This window comes from Bradyrhizobium sp. WSM4873 (genome assembly GCF_055811355.1).
Window position 1 is genome coordinate 152912 of record NZ_JBVVPS010000010.1, and the last position, 15807, is coordinate 168718.

Below are 15807 nucleotides of genomic sequence, written 5' to 3' on the forward strand. Positions count from 1 at the left end.
GGGCTTTGATCGGTCGAACGAGCGGCCGTGTTGTAATCATTTTGGCGGAAGCGGCTCACCTAACACGCGACTGCCTGGAACGGACCTCGTCGCGGCGATAGTGCACTCGGCTCACGGCTGCGCTTCAGTCAAGTTGCAAACAAGCGGTCGGCACAATATCGTCGATCGTCCGCCCGCATCTCTTCCGCCCACTATGTCTTCCGCTCCCACGTCTTCCGCCCCCATGTCTGACGTCCAATCTCCCCAGGAGCCAACACGATGAATGTGGTCTCAGTGCCCGGCGGGATCCATCGCCCTCCAGGGAAGGTCGATATCCCATCCGCATGGCAGGGCGGTGAGATGAAAGCCAATCCCGATCGATGGTTGATATCGCTTGCGGCCGGCGAGATCGCCGAGCTTGAGGGCGCGGCTGAAACATTTCTTGGCAGAAACAAAAAAATCGCCGAGATCACGAAGGAAAGCTTTCCGCTTCCCCGCTTCGGCGCGCATCTGGAAGAGGTTAAGACAACGCTCCTGGCTGGCCTTGGCTTCGAAGTCATCCGCGGCCTCCCGGTGGCAAAATATAGCCAGGAGTTCGCCGCTACGATCTTTTGCGGAGTAGGCGCGCATCTTGGATCGGCGCGGTCCCAGAATGCAGCGGGTCACATTCTCGGTCACGTCCGTGACACCGGCGCCGATGCGAAGGATCCGAACACCCGAATTTATCAAACTTCGGAACGGCAGACATTCCACACGGATTCGTCCGACGTGGTTGGATTGTTATGCATTCGCGAGGCGATGGAGGGAGGGGATTCCCTCCTGGTCAGTACGACGACGATCTACAACGAGATGTTTGACAGACGTCCCGACCTTGCCGCTCTCTTGTTTCATCCGATCGCGACAGACCGGCGAGGCGAGGTGCCGGAGAACGAAAAGCCATATCTTGAAATCCCGGTGCTGAATTGGCATGCGGGGTTCCTGACCGGGTTCTATCAGCGCCAGTATATCGATAGTGCGCAACGCTTTCCCGATGCGCCGAGACTGACGCCGGCTCACGTCGAGGCGCTCGATCTCTTCGACGCGCTCGCAAATGATCCCGCGCTGCATTTCGGCATGCGGCTTCAGCCGGGTGACATGCAGTTCGTTTACAATCATGCCTTGCTGCATGACCGGACCGGATTCCGCGATTGGCCCGATGCAGGCCAAAAGCGTCATCTGTTGCGCCTTTGGCTCAGCATGGAAGGCGACCGGCCGCTGCCCGATTGTTTCAAGCAGCGCTATGGTTCGATTGAGATTGGCAACCGTGGCGGCATCATCACCAAAGGTACCAGTTTGAACGTCCCGTTGGATTGACGTTCCGAATGGGTTGAACCGGAAGCCCGGACCCACCTAGCCTCGCAAGCTCAAGCCGCATGATCAGCCCGGACCATCCCTTCGACAGCGCCAGGCTGAAACTCTCAGGTGCCTCGACGCGACCAGGGCGAGTACCCACAAATGCCGCTTGTTGGCGTAAAGCGGACATACGCATCACCCGAGCTACTTGAATGATGCGGTCTCGGCCGGGGCGGGTGTACTTGGCCGCACGAATACAATGGTGGAGTTCACTGGAATTTCCGCGTTCTCGCGGGTGCTCTGGCCGATGAGAATGAGGCCTGCTCCACCATTGGCTACCGTCAGGATGACCGGTTCACCCGCCCATGTCCTGATCGGCTCCATCCCGATGATGAGAAACTCACCGATTGGCTGGTCCAAGTACTGAAGTCTCAGCTGCGGAGCGATTTCTGCGGGCGCAAGTCCGAAGCCCAGCCGTTGCGCGCGCGCATGGATTTCGGTCAGCGACGCTGTCTCGCCCTCGAAGCCGAGCTCAGCGGGCGAGAGAGGGACGAGCTCTACGTCCGTTTTCTTGTCACTCAGAGTAAAAGCCGGCCGCGCAAGGACTTCAGCAGCTGCGCTTCCGACGTCGCAGCCCATTGCACTCATCGCCTTGCGAAGGGCGCGCATGTCCCTGAACGTCCCTGTCGCAATCGTCTTCCAGGGCCGAACATCGGCGGCCGAACTGACGGGAGTCCGCGATCTCGGCACCGGAGCAGCGGTCTTGAGGTCCAGGTGATTCCGCAGAACGTCCTGCGCGGTGCATTGAGCTTTGGCCTCGCTTGCGAAAGCGAGGATAAGGGCGCTACAGAGCAGCAGGGCAATAACGCCGCTGTCCCGTTCTGTCGAACGACTCGGCCTCGCGATGTTTCGGTGCGAGGCGATGTAGTCGATCTCGCCGCGCGTCGTGCCGATGTCCATGAGCTCCCTGTCGCTGAGGCCGCACAGGGTCGCTTGTACGCTCCGGCGTCTGCGGCGCTCCCGCCATGCGCTCAAGAATTGCCGGACGAGGCTGACAACGCGCTGCGTTGATCCGAAGGGCCGTCGCATCCACGCGGCGCCATAGATCGCGCTCATCGCAATCTCCTTTGGCTTGCTTCTCACCGAGGGCTAAGGTGCCAATGCTCGGTCCGGTACGCTTGACGAGGGGCTTACATTTCTCTTACCGGCGGCTTATTCTTTGCGTTCCAGCCGGTGCGGGGCGTTTCCGTGCGGCTGACGTCCGCCGATCCCGCGACACTGGGGCAAGGCACACTTGATATTCGGCTTACATTTTCCGTTTCGAAGGCCTATCTTCTCTGGACAATCGCTGCGGCGCTCTCGGAAGTAGAGGGCACGCCTGGGGAATGGTGCCATGCGCTATTTCTTCGAGGACTGTGTGCTGGATACCGACCGGCGCGAGTTGTGGCGCGGGCCCGATGCCGTTCCTACGACGCCACAGGTACTTGATCTGCTCGGCTATTTGATCCGCAGCAGGGATCGCGTCGTCAGCAAGGATGATCTCATAAACGCAATTTGGAATGGTCGGATCGTTTCTGATGCGGCGCTGACCACCCGATTGAACGCGGTCCGACGCGCGATCGGCGACTCCGGCGCGCAACAACGTCTTATCAAGACATTTCCACGAAAGGGCTTTCGTTTCGTGGGCGCTGTCCACGATGACGAGCGATGTCCCGAAACTGCGGTGATATCAGGCGCCCTCGCAGAATCGTCGAATTTTGCGTGCGCAACCGCCGAGGCAGCGGTTTTGGTCCCGGAGTTCTCCGAAAAAGTAGCTTGCAAACGGCGGCCCAAGAACTGGGTGCGTCACATCAGAGGCCCTCTGAAGTTCGTTGGCGGGACGCTGGCGTCGGTTGCGGCGATCGGTGCAATTGCCGGCGGCCTTCTTGGTTATTGGAATGTTTGGAAGACGCTCCGTACTGACCCACTTCGGGAAGCTCGAGAGCTTCAAGGACAACCGATAGTCAGGCCCGAGATCGCGCATCGTCTCTCTCTCATCGTGTTGCCCTTCATCAACCTCAACAACGATCCAGAGCAGGATCACCTTGCCGATGCCATCACGACAGATTTGACGACCGATCTTGCGCGAGCGCCCGCCACTTTCGTCATCGGACGCGAGGCCGCCCTTGCCTACAAGATTAAGTCGATCGATCTGAAGCAGCTTGGAACGGATCTCGGCGCCCGCTGGGCCGTGCGCGGCGCGGTGAGGGGCAACGGAGATCAGGTGCGGATCAGCGTATCCCTGACCGATCTTCAGACTGCGCGCGACATATGGTCCGACCGGTTCGACGGCGATCGGACAGATCTGGCCATTTTGCAGAAGAACATCACGGTGCGGCTCCTCTGTGTTGCGCACCTGCAGCTCCGTCAATACGAAGAAGCGATCGAACCGTGTAGCCGATCGTTAAACATCGGCGCGGGCCTTCAAGCCTACACAAGCTGATCTCGGCTTACGGCCGACGCGACAAATGGGAAATCATCATGACGGTGCTGGCTGCACCCCTTACGCGAGACACGATGATCCTGAAAGTATCCGCCGAGGAATCCCTTCAGCAAGGTGACGGATGCTGACAAGAGGATGAATTTGGACGACGTCCCGTCGGCCGTTCTGCGCCATGCAGCGATGTCCGCTATCGCGCCATAGTTGGCGACGAAGCGGACATCACACGCGCCGGAAGCTGTGCGCTCCGATCAAACTAGGATGCGGGTCAGCCGCGCCTACTCCTCGTCTTCGTCATCCTCGTCTTCGTCGTCGAGCTCTTCCAATCGATCGAGCACCGCGAACGGCAGCGTCTCGCGAAACAGATCGCCTTCCGCGCCCATCCAGAGACAGATCACGTCGTCGCCCTTCACGTCAGCGACGGTGAGCGGCTGGCCGCCGGATTTCAGCATGACGATGTCGCCGGCTTTTAGTTCCATGGATGGTCCTTTCGGTTTGAATGACGGGAGAAGCTAGCAAAACGGCATGACATGCCGATCACGGGCTACTCGGTCAGTGGATGTGTTGCGGTAGCGCGCATGCGCCGGCCGGGCTGCTGAAATCGATCAGAGAGCTTTAGGCCGGAGCGATCCCATCACGAGAGGCAATGGCGCCTGTTCGATGGATGGCGCAAGGGCTCTTCCGTCCCGTGCGTCGCGACCATGACACCATGCGCCTGTTTTGCCCGACGGAGCAACCGATTTTGTCAGATCCGCAGTTTGCGTTTTCCGCAAGTCCTTGATTCTGCTGCGGCCGTCTACTGTGCATGGGGTTGTTTTCGATGTTTTTGCTTGCGCACCCCGATTGCAGTCAGCCCGGCACCAGTTCTGTCAGCGAGCGGATGATGCGGTCGGGCTTGACGATCGAGCCTTCGGGCAGGCCGTCGCCATGCACGTCGATCCAGATCGAGTAGATGCCGAGACGCTGCGGCGTCACCACTTCCCATTCCAGATTGTCGCCGATCATCCAGGTATCCTCAGCGGTGACGCCGAGCGCCTCCATCGCGTGCAGATAGGCGCGCTCCTCGGGCTTGCCGAAACCGTGCTCGCCCTCGATCTGGATGTGGTGAAAGCGATGCGCCAGCTCGAAGCGCTCCACCTTGGCGCGCTGGGTGTCGGCGGCGCCGTTGGTCACCAGCGCGAGCTTGATGCCGAGCGCCTTGAGCCTGTCGATGGCGTCGTGCGCGCCGGGGAAGACGAACATCTCCTCCTCGCGATAGGCCGTGAAGCGGTCGGCGAGGCGAACGGCGAGGTCGTCGGGCAGGGCGCGATGACCGGCGGCCGCGAGCGCGGCAAAACCGCCCTTGACCGTGAGATGGCGGGCTTCGGCGAGCTTCATCCGCCACGAAGCGTCCGCATTGGCCCAGAAGTTTTTCGCGAAGGCCAGGACGGTGCTTGCGACCAGTTGCGGCGGCAGCGGCGCGAGCTCCTCGGCGAACTCCGCTGTGATCGTGTTCCAGGCGATCTCGGGCCGCGCATAGGCCGACAGGATGGTGTCGTCCATGTCGATCAGCATGGCGCGCGGCAGCGGCTTCATTGCGGGCTTCATCGTCGTCATGGCCACTTCACCTCCGGTGGCAGCGACGACAGGATCGAATCCACATTGCCGCCGGTCTTGAGACCGAAGATGGTGCCGCGGTCGTAGAGCAGGTTGAACTCGACATAGCGCCCGCGCCGGATCAATTGCTCCTCGCGATCCTCCGCGGTCCAGCTGGTCGCGAAATTGCGCCGCACGATGTCGGGATAGATCTTCAGGAAGGCGCGGCCGACATCGCGGGTGAAGGCGAGATCGGCGTCCCAGTCGCCGCTGTCGTGCCAATCGTAGAAGATGCCGCCGATGCCGCGCGCCTCCTTGCGGTGCGGCAGGTGGAAATACTCGTCGCACCACTTCTTGTACTTGTCGTAATCGGCGACGCCGTTCGGCTGCGTGCAGGCCTGTTTCATTGCGGCGTGGAAGGCGATGCTGTCGGCATCGTCCTGCGTGCGCCGGCGGTCGAGCACCGGCGTGAGATCGGCACCGCCGCCGAACCAGGCCTTTGTGGTGACGACGAAGCGTGTGTTCATGTGCACTGCGGGCACGTGCGGATTGCGCAGATGCGCGATCAGCGAGATGCCGGAGGCCCAGAACTTCGGGTCGTCCGCCGCACCGGGAATTTGCGCGCGAAACTCGGGCGCGAATTCGCCGTGCACGGTGGAGCAATGCACGCCGACCTTCTCGAACAGGCGGCCTGACATTATCGACATCACGCCGCCGCCGCCTGCCGCGCCGGTATGATCGGTGCGCTGCCACGGTGTGCGTTTGAAGCGGCCCGGCTCGCCCGAATAAAGGCTTTGCGGGGCATCGTCCTCCAGCCGCTCGAAGCTCGTGCAGATGTCGTCGCGCAAGGATTCGAACCAGGCGCGTGCGCGCGTCTTGCGGTCTTCGATCAAGCTCGGGTCCATCGTGGATGTCATTCTCTCAACCCTGCGGACCGTAGTAGGTGCAGCTCTCGTTGCAACTGTCGCGGTGGATGCTGACGCGGGTGAGCTTGCCGATAGGCGCCAGCCGCTCCCAGACGAAGCGCGAGAGGTTTTCCAGCGTCGGTGTGCCCAGTGCCTCGATCTTGTTGAGATACTTGTGGTCCAGAATCATGCGCACGTCTTCGATGGCGCGCTGGACCAGGCCGAGATCGACCACCATGCCGGTTTTGGGATCGGGCGTGCCGCGCAGCGTCACCTCGGCGCGGAAGGAGTGGCCGTGGATCTCTTCGCTGGCCGCGCCGAACGTCGTTCCCGACAGTGAGTGCGCCGCCTCGAAGCGAAACGATTTCGTCAATTCCCACATCTGTTCGAAAACCAATCCTATCTGATACCGAGCGATTTATGCGTCTGCACGCTGAGCCGCCATTGCGGATGATTGAGGCAATAGTCGATGGCGCCCGCAGTGTTTTGGACGACCTCGGGCCCGTCCATCGGCTGCAGCGAGAAGCGCTCGAAGGCGAGATCCGCGAAGGCTTCCGGCATCGCGAGCGGCTGCGGATAGACCAGCTTCAGCTCGTGGCCGCGCCGGATCACCAGATCGCTGCCGCCCTTCGGGCTGACGCAGATCCAGTCGAGCCCCTCGGGCGGGGCGATCGTGCCGTTGGTCTCGACCCCGATCTCGAAGCCGCGGGCATGGAGCGCGTCGACCAGCGCCGCATCGACCTGGAGCAGCGGCTCGCCGCCGGTGAGCACCGCATAGCGGTTGTCGGTGGAGGCCGTCCATTGCGCCGCGATGGTGCCGGCGAGTTCCGCGGCCGAGGCGTAGCGCCCGCCGAGCGTGCCGTCGGTACCGACGAAGTCGGTGTCGCAGAATTTGCAGGTCGCCGCGCTGCGGTCCGCCTCGCGCCCGCTCCAGAGATTGCAGCCGGCAAAACGGCAAAATACGGACGCGCGCCCGGCATGGGCGCCTTCGCCTTGCAGGGTCAGGAAGATTTCCTTGACCGCGTAACTCAACCGTCTCTCCTCAACATGTCAAACTTGCGGGTTCCGGAGCTGCCGCAGCGCTTCGCCTGCGGCCATCGCCGCGGTCATGGCGACATTGAGCGACCGCAGCCCCGGAGCGATCGGGATCACCAGCCGCGCGTCCGCCGCCTCGACCACCGCCTCGGTGACGCCGGCGCTCTCGCGCCCGAATAGCAGGATGTCCGCCGTCTGGTAACGGAAATCGCGGTAGTCGGTCGCGCCTTTGGTGGTGAACAGCAGCAGGCGGGCGCCCTGCGCCGCCCGCCATTGCTCGAATTTCGACCAGGAGTCGTGCCTGACGATGCTGACCTGATCGAGGTAGTCCATTCCCGCCCGGCGGAAATGCCGGTCCGAGACGGGGAAGCCCGCCGGTTCGATGATATGGGCGGCCACGTCCAGACAGGCGCAGAGCCTGAGAATCGTGCCGGTGTTCTGGGGAATGTCGGGTTGGAAAAGCGCTATCTGCATGGGCTGTGCATGGGCTGTGCCGGGTTCGGTGCGGGCCGGAAATGTCTCAATAAAACATCGCTGGCCGCGGAATTCGTGCATTGCACGCTCCCGCGCCGATAGCGGGCTTGCGCTCGCCCGGCAAGGGTGCCAATAGAACGATTCTGGACTGCTGTTTTCGCCTTGTTTTGGTGGGGGCACGTGAAGTTCTGCCGCCGCGGGGGGCCGCGGGCGCCGGCAGGCTGTTCTGGGGACCTTGGGGGCTCCTGGAGCGGTTCCGCCGGCCGCATAAGAAGAAAGGGTTGGAATCGTGACGACAGCGTCTTCGGCGGACCATCCGACACGCCGTGATTTCTTATTCGTTGCAACGGGGGCAGCTGCAGCAGTAGGGGGCGCAGCTGCGCTCTGGCCCTTTATCTCCCAAATGAATCCTGATGCGTCGACCATCGCCGCCGGTGCGCCGATCGAGGTCGATCTCAGCCCGGTCGCCGAGGGGCAGGACATCAAGGTGTTCTGGCGCGGTAAGCCGATCTATATCAGCCACCGCACCAAGAAGCAGATCGACGAGGCGCGCGCCGTCAACGTGGCGAGCCTGCCCGATCCGCAGTCCGACGAGGCCCGGGTCAAGTCCGGCCATGACCAGTGGCTGGTCGTGATCGGCATCTGCACCCATCTCGGCTGCATCCCGATCGCCCACGAAGGCAATTACGACGGGTTCTTCTGCCCCTGCCATGGTTCGCAGTACGATTCGTCCGGCCGCATCCGCCAGGGGCCCGCGCCCGCGAACCTGCCGGTGCCGCCGTACCAGTTCGTTTCCGACACCAAAATCCAGATCGGCTGAGCTTCGGGCCCTCGTCCGAAGCTTCGCGCCGTCTCGTCGTACTATTTCCTCAGGATCGCATCATGAGCGGACCATCCGACTACCAGCCGAGCAATCCGGCCCTGCAATGGATCGAGCGACGTCTGCCGATCCTCGGCCTCATGCACTCCTCGTTCGTGGTCTATCCCACCCCGCGCAACCTGAACTATTGGTGGACCTTCGGCGCCATCCTCTCGTTCATGCTGGGGATCCAGATCCTGACCGGGGTGATCCTGGCGATGCACTACACGCCGCATGCCGACCTCGCCTTCAAGTCGGTCGAGCTGCTCGTCCGTGACGTCAATTACGGCTGGCTGCTGCGCAATATGCATGCCGTCGGCGCCTCGATGTTCTTCGTCGCCGTCTACGTCCACATGCTGCGCGGCCTCTATTACGGCTCCTACAAGGAGCCGCGCGAAGTGCTCTGGATCCTCGGCGTCATCATCTACCTGCTGATGATGGCGACCGGCTTCATGGGCTACGTGCTGCCGTGGGGCCAGATGAGCTTCTGGGGCGCCACCGTCATTACCAATCTGTTCTCCGCCATTCCCTATGTCGGCGAGAGCATCGTGACGCTCTTGTGGGGCGGCTATTCGGTCGGCAACCCGACGCTGAACCGCTTCTTCTCGCTGCACTATCTGCTGCCGTTCCTGATCGCGGGCGTCGTCGTGCTCCACGTCTGGGCGCTGCATGTCTCCGGCCAGAACAACCCTGACGGCGTCGAGCCCAAGACGGAAAAGGACACGGTTCCGTTCACGCCGCATGCGACCATCAAGGATATGTTCGGCGTCTCCTGCTTCATGCTGCTCTACGCCTGGTTCATCTTCTACATGCCGAACTATCTCGGCGACGCCGACAATTACATTCCGGCGAACCCGGGCGTGACGCCGCCGCACATCGTGCCGGAATGGTATTATCTGCCTTTCTACGCGATCCTGCGTTCGATCCCGAACAAGCTCGCGGGCGTGATCGGGATGTTCTCGGCGATCATCATCCTGTGCTTCCTGCCCTGGCTCGATGCCGCCAGGACGAAGTCGTCGAAGTACCGTCCGCTGGCCAAGCAGTTCTTCTGGATCTTCGTCGCGGTCTGCATCCTGCTCGGTTATCTCGGCGCGCAGCCGCCGGAAGGCATCTATGTGATCGCCGGCCGGGTCCTGACGTTCTGCTACTTCGCCTACTTCCTGATCGTGCTGCCGCTGCTCTCGCGCATCGAGAAGCCGCGGCCGGTGCCGAACTCGATCTCGGACGCCGTCCTGGCCAAGACCGGGAGCAGGTCGACGCCGATGGTGTCGAGCGCGATCGTGCTTGCGCTGGCGGGCGCGTTGTTTGCGGGCTCAGCCGACAGCGCGCGTGCCTCCGAAGGCAGCGACAAGCCGCCGGGCAACAAATGGTCGTTCGCCGGTCCGTTCGGCAAGTACGACCGCGGTGCGCTCCAGCGCGGCCTGAAGGTTTACAAGGAAGTCTGCGCCAACTGCCACGGCCTGTCCTACGTCGCCTTCCGCAACCTCGCTGAAGCCGGCGGTCCCGGCTATTCGGTCGCGCAGGCTGCAGCCTTCGCCTCCGACTACAAGGTCAAGGACGGCCCGAACGACGCGGGTGACATGTTCGAGCGCGCGGGCCGGCCGGCGGATTATTTCCCCTCGCCATTCCCGAACGAGCAGGCCGCGCGTGCGGCGAACGGCGGCGCGGCGCCGCCGGATCTGTCGCTGATCACCAAGGCGCGCTCCTACGGCCGCGGCTTCCCGATGTTCATCGTCGACTTCTTCACCCAGTATCAGGAGCAGGGCCCGGACTACGTTTCGGCGCTGCTCCAGGGGTTTGAGGACAAGGCGCCCGAAGGCGTTACCATCCCCGAGGGGTCCTACTACAACAAGTACTTCCCGGGCCACGCCATCAAGATGCCGAAGCCGCTCAGCGACGGCCAGGTGACCTATGACGACGGCTCGCCGACCACGGTCGCGCAATACGCCAAGGACGTCACCACGTTCCTGATGTGGACCGCCGAACCGCACATGGAAGCGCGCAAGCGCCTCGGCTTCCAGGTGTTCATCTTCCTGATCATCTTCGCCGGCCTGATGTACTTCACCAAGAAGAAGGTCTGGGCCGACTCGCACTGAGCGGCCCGAGCCGAGAATGAAGAGGCCCCCGCAAGGGGGCTTTTTTGCTGGGCACGAGAGTGTGTTGTCAGGCGCGATTGCCTATCGCGCGCTCAAACGCCAAAATGCCGCGAATCCAAAAACTCGTCGGAGGACACCATGGGAACCGCCATCACCTTCAAGCGCCCGGACGGCAAGGACGCATCGGGCTATCTCGCCAATGCCGCGCGCGGCAACGCGCCGGGCGTGGTGGTCATCCAGGAATGGTGGGGTCTGTCGGACCAGATCAAGGGCCTGTGCGACCGCTTCGCGCTGGCCGGGTTCGATGCGCTGGCGCCCGATCTCTACAAGGGCAAGGTGGTGCCGTATCACGACACCGACGCCGCCGGCAAAGAGATGAACTCGCTCGACTTCATGGACGCCACCACCCAGACGGTGCGCGGCGCCACGCAATATCTGTCGCGCAACGGCGCCAAGGTCGGGCTAACAGGCTTCTGTCTCGGCGGTGCCGTGACCATCATCGGCGCGGTGCATGTCCCGGAGCTCACGGCGGGCGTTGTGTTCTACGGCATTCCGCCCGAGCAGGCCGCCAAGCCCGCCGACGTCAAGATTCCGCTCCAGGCCCATTTCGCCAACAAGGACGATTGGTGCACGCCGGAGCTGGTCAACGGCTTCGAAAAAGCCATGAAGGCCGCGGGCAAGTCGCTGGAGCTGTTCCGCTATGACGCCGAGCACGCTTTCGTCAACGAGCAGCGCCAGGCCGTCCACGACCGCGAAGCCGCCGAGCTCGCCTGGGGCAGGGCGACGGAGTTTTTTAGGAAGCATCTGGGGTAGGGGCAGGTCGTATTTGGCCCGCAGCTGGTATATATTCCATCCATGACCAAGGTCTTGGATGATGTGATCGAGAAAGTGCGAAGGTTGCCGGAAGATCGGCAAGTCTATGTCGCCGAGGTGCTTGAGCAGATTGTCGCCAACGACAGCGATCTGTTCGTTGTGCCGGACGACCATCGCGCGGCCGTGCTTGAGGGGCTTGGGCAGGCCGAGCGAGGCGAGTTCGCGACCGACGAGGAAATGGCCGCGCTCTGGACGAAGTGCGGGCTGTGAAACTCCGGTACGCTCGGCGTGCCCGGACTGACATCGATGGAATTCACGAATATATCGGTCAGCACGACAGGCGTGCTGCAAGCGCCGTTGTGCGGCGTATCCGGTCGGTCAGCCAATTGCTTGCGAAGTATCCGGGGCTCGGGCGTCCGACCGATATGGCCGGCGTTCGGGTCTTTCCGATCGTCCCGTTTCCGTACCTGATCTACTACCGCGTCGTAGATGATGCGCTGGAGGTCATCCACGTGCGTCATGGAAGGCGTGATATCCCCAAGCCGGATGAATTGGTCTGATCCTAAACTCGATCTCGCTGTCAGCCGGCCGTTTGTATGGGCAGCTAGGGGCTCCAGCCACCCTTGACGCCGTCCCCGCGCCATGGTGAGTATCCGGCCATGAGCACCGCCGTCCGCCCATCCCGTCTTTGGTGGCGCACCTCCTGAGAGGTGGCCGGTGCGATTTATTCTCCCAAAATCGTCTGAGGTCGCCCACGCAGTGCGGCGGCCTGATCGTTTGTCCTGTGTGGCGTTCCCTCGACAAGTTTCGTAAGAGGACCCCATGAACAGGACCGTCTTTGCCCTTCCGGCTCGAAGCGACTATGTGACCCGCGCGGGGCTTGCGGTCACGCGCGTGGCGGAGCAGTTTTCCGGCGGCGCCAACCGGCTCGACGATCTCGTCAACCTGCTCGACCGTCGCCGCGGCGTGGTGTTGTCGTCGGGTACGACCGTGCCCGGCCGTTACGAGAGTTTTGACCTCGGCTTCTCCGATCCGCCGCTCAAGCTCGAGACCACCGGCGTCAATTTCAAGCTGGAAGCGCTGAACGCGCGTGGGGAGGTGCTGATCGCCTTTCTCGCCGGCGTCTTGCGCGAACCCTGTGCCGTGATCTCCGAGAAGACGCCGACGCGCCTTGCCGGCCATATCATTCGCGGCGAAGCCCCGATCGACGAAGACCAGCGCACGCGGCGCGCCAGCGTGATGTCGCTGGTGCGCGATCTCGTCGCCGCTTTCTCCGCCAATGACGATGGGGTGCTCGGCCTGTTCGGCGCCTTCGCCTACGACCTCGTGTTCCAGATCGAGGACCTCGTGCAGAAGCGCGCGCGCGAGAGCGACCAGCGCGACATCGTGCTCTACGTCCCCGACCGCCTGCTCGCCTATGACCGCGCCACCGGCCGCGGCGTCGTGCTCACTTACGATTTCGCGTGGAAGGGCAAGTCCACCGCGGGCTTGCCCCATGAGACCGCCGAGAGCCCCTACCTCAAGACACCGCGCCAGGGTTTTGCCGATCACGCGCCCGGCGAATATCAGGCTACGGTCGAGACCGCGCGCGCCGCCTTTGCGCGTGGCGATCTGTTCGAGGCGGTGCCGGGGCAGCTCTTCGCCGAGCCCTGCGACCGCTCGCCGGCGGAAGTGTTCCAGCGGCTCTGCGTCATCAACCCGTCGCCGTACGGCGCCCTGATGAATCTCGGCGAGGGCGAATTTCTCGTCTCGGCCTCACCGGAAATGTTCGTGCGCTCGGACGGACGCCGGGTCGAGACCTGCCCGATCTCGGGCACCATCGCGCGCGGTACCGATGCGATCGGCGATGCCGAGCAGATCCGCCAGCTCCTGAACTCCGAGAAGGACGAGTTCGAGCTCAACATGTGCACCGACGTGGACCGCAACGACAAGGCGCGCGTTTGCGTTCCCGGCACGATCAAGGTGCTGGCGCGGCGGCAGATCGAGACCTATTCAAAGCTCTTCCACACCGTCGACCATGTCGAAGGCATGCTGCGTCCCGGCTTCGATGCGCTCGATGCGTTCCTCACGCATGCCTGGGCCGTCACCGTCACCGGCGCACCAAAACTCTGGGCGATGCAGTTCGTCGAGGATCACGAGCGCTCGCCGCGTCGCTGGTATGCCGGCGCGATCGGGGCGGTGAATTTCGACGGCAGCATCAACACCGGCCTCACCATCCGCACCATCCGGATGAAGGAAGGCCTCGCGGAAGTGCGCGTGGGGGCCACCTGTTTGTTCGACTCCGATCCCGCCGCCGAGGACCGCGAATGCCAGGTCAAGGCCGCGGCCCTGTTCCAGGCGCTGCGCGGCGATCCGCCGAAGCCGCTGTCGGCCTTTGCGCCCGATGCGACCGGAAGCGGCAAGCGGGTACTGCTGATCGACCATGACGACAGCTTTGTGCATATGCTGGCCGATTACTTCCGCCAGGTCGGCGCCGACGTCACCGTGGTCCGCCATGTGCATGCGCTCGACATGCTCGAGCAGAAGCGCTGGGATTTGCTGGTGCTGTCGCCGGGCCCCGGCAGGCCTGAGGATTTCGGCATCAAGAAGACCATCGATGCGGCACTGGAGAACAAGCTGCCGGTGTTCGGCGTCTGCCTCGGCGTCCAGGCGATCGGCGAGTATTTCGGCGGCGAGCTCGGGCAGCTCACGCATCCCGCCCACGGCCGGCCCTCGCGGGTTCAGGTGCGCGGCGGGCGGCTGATGCGCAATCTGCCGAACGAGATCGTGATCGGCCGCTATCACTCGCTCTATGTCGAGCGCGACAGCATGCCGGAGGTGCTATCCGTCACCGCCAGCACCGAGGACGGTGTCGCCATGGCGCTCGAGCACAAGACCCTGCCGGTCGCCGGCGTGCAATTCCATCCGGAATCGCTGATGTCGCTCAGCGGCGAGGTGGGCTTACGAATTGTCGAGAACGCGTTCCGCCTGGATGCGCGCGCTGATTGAGAGGCACCATGACTTTTGACCACGATCTGAAGGCGAGCGTCCGCACCATCCCGGACTACCCGAAACCCGGGATCTTGTTCCGCGACATCACCACGCTGCTTGCGGATGCACGTGCGTTCCGCCGCGCGGTCGACGAACTCGTCAATCCCTGGGCCGGCAACAAGATCGACAAGGTCGCCGGCATGGAAGCGCGCGGTTTCATTATCGGCGGCGCGGTGGCGCACCAGGTTTCGGCCGGCTTCGTGCCGATCCGCAAGAAAGGCAAGCTGCCGCACACCACCGTGCGGATCGCTTACTCTCTCGAATACGGCATCGACGAGATGGAGATGCATGTCGACGCCATCCAGCCCGGCGAGCGAGTGATCCTGGTCGACGACCTCATCGCCACCGGCGGCACCGCGGAAGGCGCGGTGAAATTGCTGCGCCAGATCGGCGCCAATGTGGTCGCCGCCTGCTTCATCATCGACCTGCCGGATCTTGGCGGCGCCGCCAAGCTGCGCGCGATGGACGTGCCGGTGCGCACGCTGATGACGTTCGAGGGGCACTGAGCCAGGACGCAGACGAGTATCGGCCGGGTAAATTCTCGCCTAGGACCGTTGCAGGATCAGGCTGAGCTCCAGCTCGCGGAACGCGAGATAGTTCCGCCGGGTCCACTGGTGCAGCTCGGTCGAGGCATCCTTCTCCTGGCGCAGATAACCGGTGAAGGAGAAATTCAGCCGGCCGATATAGGTCTTCAGGAATCCGGGCAGCGCGGGCAGTCGGAATACCCGTCCGGTAGCCATCGCGGCCGGTAGTTCGCCGCGCACGATGTGCTCGTTGTCCACCGTGATCAGGTTGATCCGCGGGATCTGGTCGCGCAGCATCTCGTGGGCGCGGGCCGAGACGCGATCGGTGTCGGCGACGAACAGGATCATGGGCGCGACGTGGCGGCGCGCCGCCTCTTTCAACAGGCCGATCTCCTCGGTCATCTTGAAGAACTCGTCGAAGGCGTGGAAGCCGAGGTCGATCACCTTGGCAACCCCATCATCGACGATGACGCGATCCATCAGCTGCATCTTGCCATAGGTGTCGATCACGTCGGCGGTCTCGGTGATCTTTGGCAGATAGTCGAGCAGCGACGGCTCCTTCAGGTTGACGTCGAAGGCCACGACGTTGCCGTTCTTGAGCAGCAAAAATTCGCTCAAAAGCCGCGCCAGCAGGGTCTTGCCGACCTGCGGGCGGGGCGAGCAAATGATGTAGAGGGGCGTCGCGGGCATCGATTGTTACATCAGT

At 63.0% G+C, this 15807-nt stretch carries 16 protein-coding genes and 1 pseudogene; 9 read left to right on the top strand and 8 right to left on the bottom strand.

The genetic code is table 11. The annotated features are described in order from the left end of the window. The first annotated feature begins 258 nt into the window (after nucleotides 1-258). Nucleotides 259-1332 carry a TauD/TfdA family dioxygenase gene (locus AC0L21_RS16275; RefSeq protein WP_473262836.1) on the top strand — a complete coding sequence of 358 codons (1074 nt, stop codon included), beginning with the start codon at nucleotides 259-261 and terminating at the stop codon, nucleotides 1330-1332. Nucleotides 1333-1515: 183 nt separating this feature from the next. Here the strand turns inward: AC0L21_RS16275 and AC0L21_RS16280 are convergent, their stop codons facing one another. Beyond that, nucleotides 1516-2427: a DUF1127 domain-containing protein gene (locus AC0L21_RS16280; protein ID WP_473262837.1), complete on the bottom strand. Its 912-nt coding sequence runs from the start codon at nucleotides 2425-2427 to the stop codon at nucleotides 1516-1518. A gap of 277 nt (nucleotides 2428-2704) precedes the next feature. On the opposite strand from AC0L21_RS16280, the pseudogene AC0L21_RS16285 reads away from it, so the two are divergent. Beyond that, a pseudogene (locus AC0L21_RS16285) lies at nucleotides 2705-3010 on the top strand (winged helix-turn-helix domain-containing protein); the annotation flags it as partial. A gap of 1058 nt (nucleotides 3011-4068) precedes the next feature. Here AC0L21_RS16285 and AC0L21_RS16290 read toward each other — a convergent pair. The 6 genes from AC0L21_RS16290 to AC0L21_RS16315 form a co-directional block, all read right to left on the bottom strand. Further along, nucleotides 4069-4269 (bottom strand): YodC family protein, encoded by a 201-nt coding sequence (locus AC0L21_RS16290; RefSeq protein ID WP_473262838.1) that lies wholly within the window; start codon nucleotides 4267-4269, stop codon nucleotides 4069-4071. 370 nt (nucleotides 4270-4639) lie between these two features. Further along, nucleotides 4640-5386, bottom strand: coding sequence for an HAD family hydrolase (locus tag AC0L21_RS16295; RefSeq protein WP_473262839.1), 747 nt, complete (start codon nucleotides 5384-5386; stop codon nucleotides 4640-4642). Then, nucleotides 5383-6270, bottom strand: a complete 888-nt coding sequence (hemF, locus tag AC0L21_RS16300; protein WP_473262884.1) for an oxygen-dependent coproporphyrinogen oxidase — start codon at nucleotides 6268-6270, stop codon at nucleotides 5383-5385. The genes AC0L21_RS16295 and hemF overlap by 4 nt, the downstream gene beginning before the upstream one ends. A 16-nt stretch (nucleotides 6271-6286) precedes the next feature. Continuing rightward, nucleotides 6287-6652, bottom strand: a complete 366-nt coding sequence (locus AC0L21_RS16305; RefSeq protein ID WP_007607071.1) for a 6-pyruvoyl trahydropterin synthase family protein — start codon at nucleotides 6650-6652, stop codon at nucleotides 6287-6289. A 17-nt stretch (nucleotides 6653-6669) separates the two neighbouring features. Next, the gene (queE, locus tag AC0L21_RS16310; protein ID WP_473262840.1) at nucleotides 6670-7302 is read right to left on the bottom strand and encodes a 7-carboxy-7-deazaguanine synthase; all 633 of its coding nucleotides are present in this window, start codon (nucleotides 7300-7302) and stop codon (nucleotides 6670-6672) included. 18 nt (nucleotides 7303-7320) lie between these two features. Further along, the gene (locus AC0L21_RS16315; RefSeq protein WP_473262885.1) at nucleotides 7321-7779 is read right to left on the bottom strand and encodes a tRNA (cytidine(34)-2'-O)-methyltransferase; all 459 of its coding nucleotides are present in this window, start codon (nucleotides 7777-7779) and stop codon (nucleotides 7321-7323) included. Nucleotides 7780-8068: 289 nt separating this feature from the next. Between AC0L21_RS16315 and petA the strand changes: the two genes are divergently transcribed. The 7 genes from petA (at nucleotide 8069) to AC0L21_RS16350 (ending at nucleotide 15083) form a co-directional block, all read left to right on the top strand. Continuing rightward, entirely contained in the window at nucleotides 8069-8599 is a 531-nt protein-coding gene (petA, locus tag AC0L21_RS16320) for a ubiquinol-cytochrome c reductase iron-sulfur subunit (protein ID WP_007595042.1), read from the top strand. A gap of 62 nt (nucleotides 8600-8661) precedes the next feature. Continuing rightward, nucleotides 8662-10734, top strand: a complete 2073-nt coding sequence (gene fbcH / locus AC0L21_RS16325; RefSeq protein WP_473262841.1) for a cytochrome b/c1 — start codon at nucleotides 8662-8664, stop codon at nucleotides 10732-10734. 138 nt (nucleotides 10735-10872) lie between these two features. Continuing rightward, a complete protein-coding gene (locus AC0L21_RS16330) occupies nucleotides 10873-11547 on the top strand; it encodes a dienelactone hydrolase family protein (protein ID WP_473262842.1) in 675 nt (224 codons plus the stop codon). Nucleotides 11548-11601: 54 nt separating this feature from the next. Then, nucleotides 11602-11817 carry a hypothetical protein gene (locus tag AC0L21_RS16335; protein WP_473262843.1) on the top strand — a complete coding sequence of 72 codons (216 nt, stop codon included), beginning with the start codon at nucleotides 11602-11604 and terminating at the stop codon, nucleotides 11815-11817. Then, on the top strand, nucleotides 11814-12107 hold the full coding sequence (locus tag AC0L21_RS16340) for a type II toxin-antitoxin system RelE/ParE family toxin (protein ID WP_473262844.1): 294 nt from the start codon (nucleotides 11814-11816) through the stop codon (nucleotides 12105-12107). Before AC0L21_RS16335 ends, AC0L21_RS16340 begins: the two co-directional genes overlap by 4 nt. Before the next feature lie 262 nt (nucleotides 12108-12369). Next, a complete protein-coding gene (locus tag AC0L21_RS16345; protein WP_473262845.1) occupies nucleotides 12370-14535 on the top strand; it encodes an anthranilate synthase component I in 2166 nt (721 codons plus the stop codon). Nucleotides 14536-14543: 8 nt separating this feature from the next. Further along, entirely contained in the window at nucleotides 14544-15083 is a 540-nt protein-coding gene (locus AC0L21_RS16350; protein ID WP_007595035.1) for an adenine phosphoribosyltransferase, read from the top strand. 39 nt (nucleotides 15084-15122) lie between these two features. Here the strand turns inward: AC0L21_RS16350 and AC0L21_RS16355 are convergent, their stop codons facing one another. Continuing rightward, the gene (locus AC0L21_RS16355; RefSeq protein ID WP_473262846.1) at nucleotides 15123-15791 is read right to left on the bottom strand and encodes a hypothetical protein; all 669 of its coding nucleotides are present in this window, start codon (nucleotides 15789-15791) and stop codon (nucleotides 15123-15125) included. Nucleotides 15792-15807 lie beyond the last annotated feature (16 nt).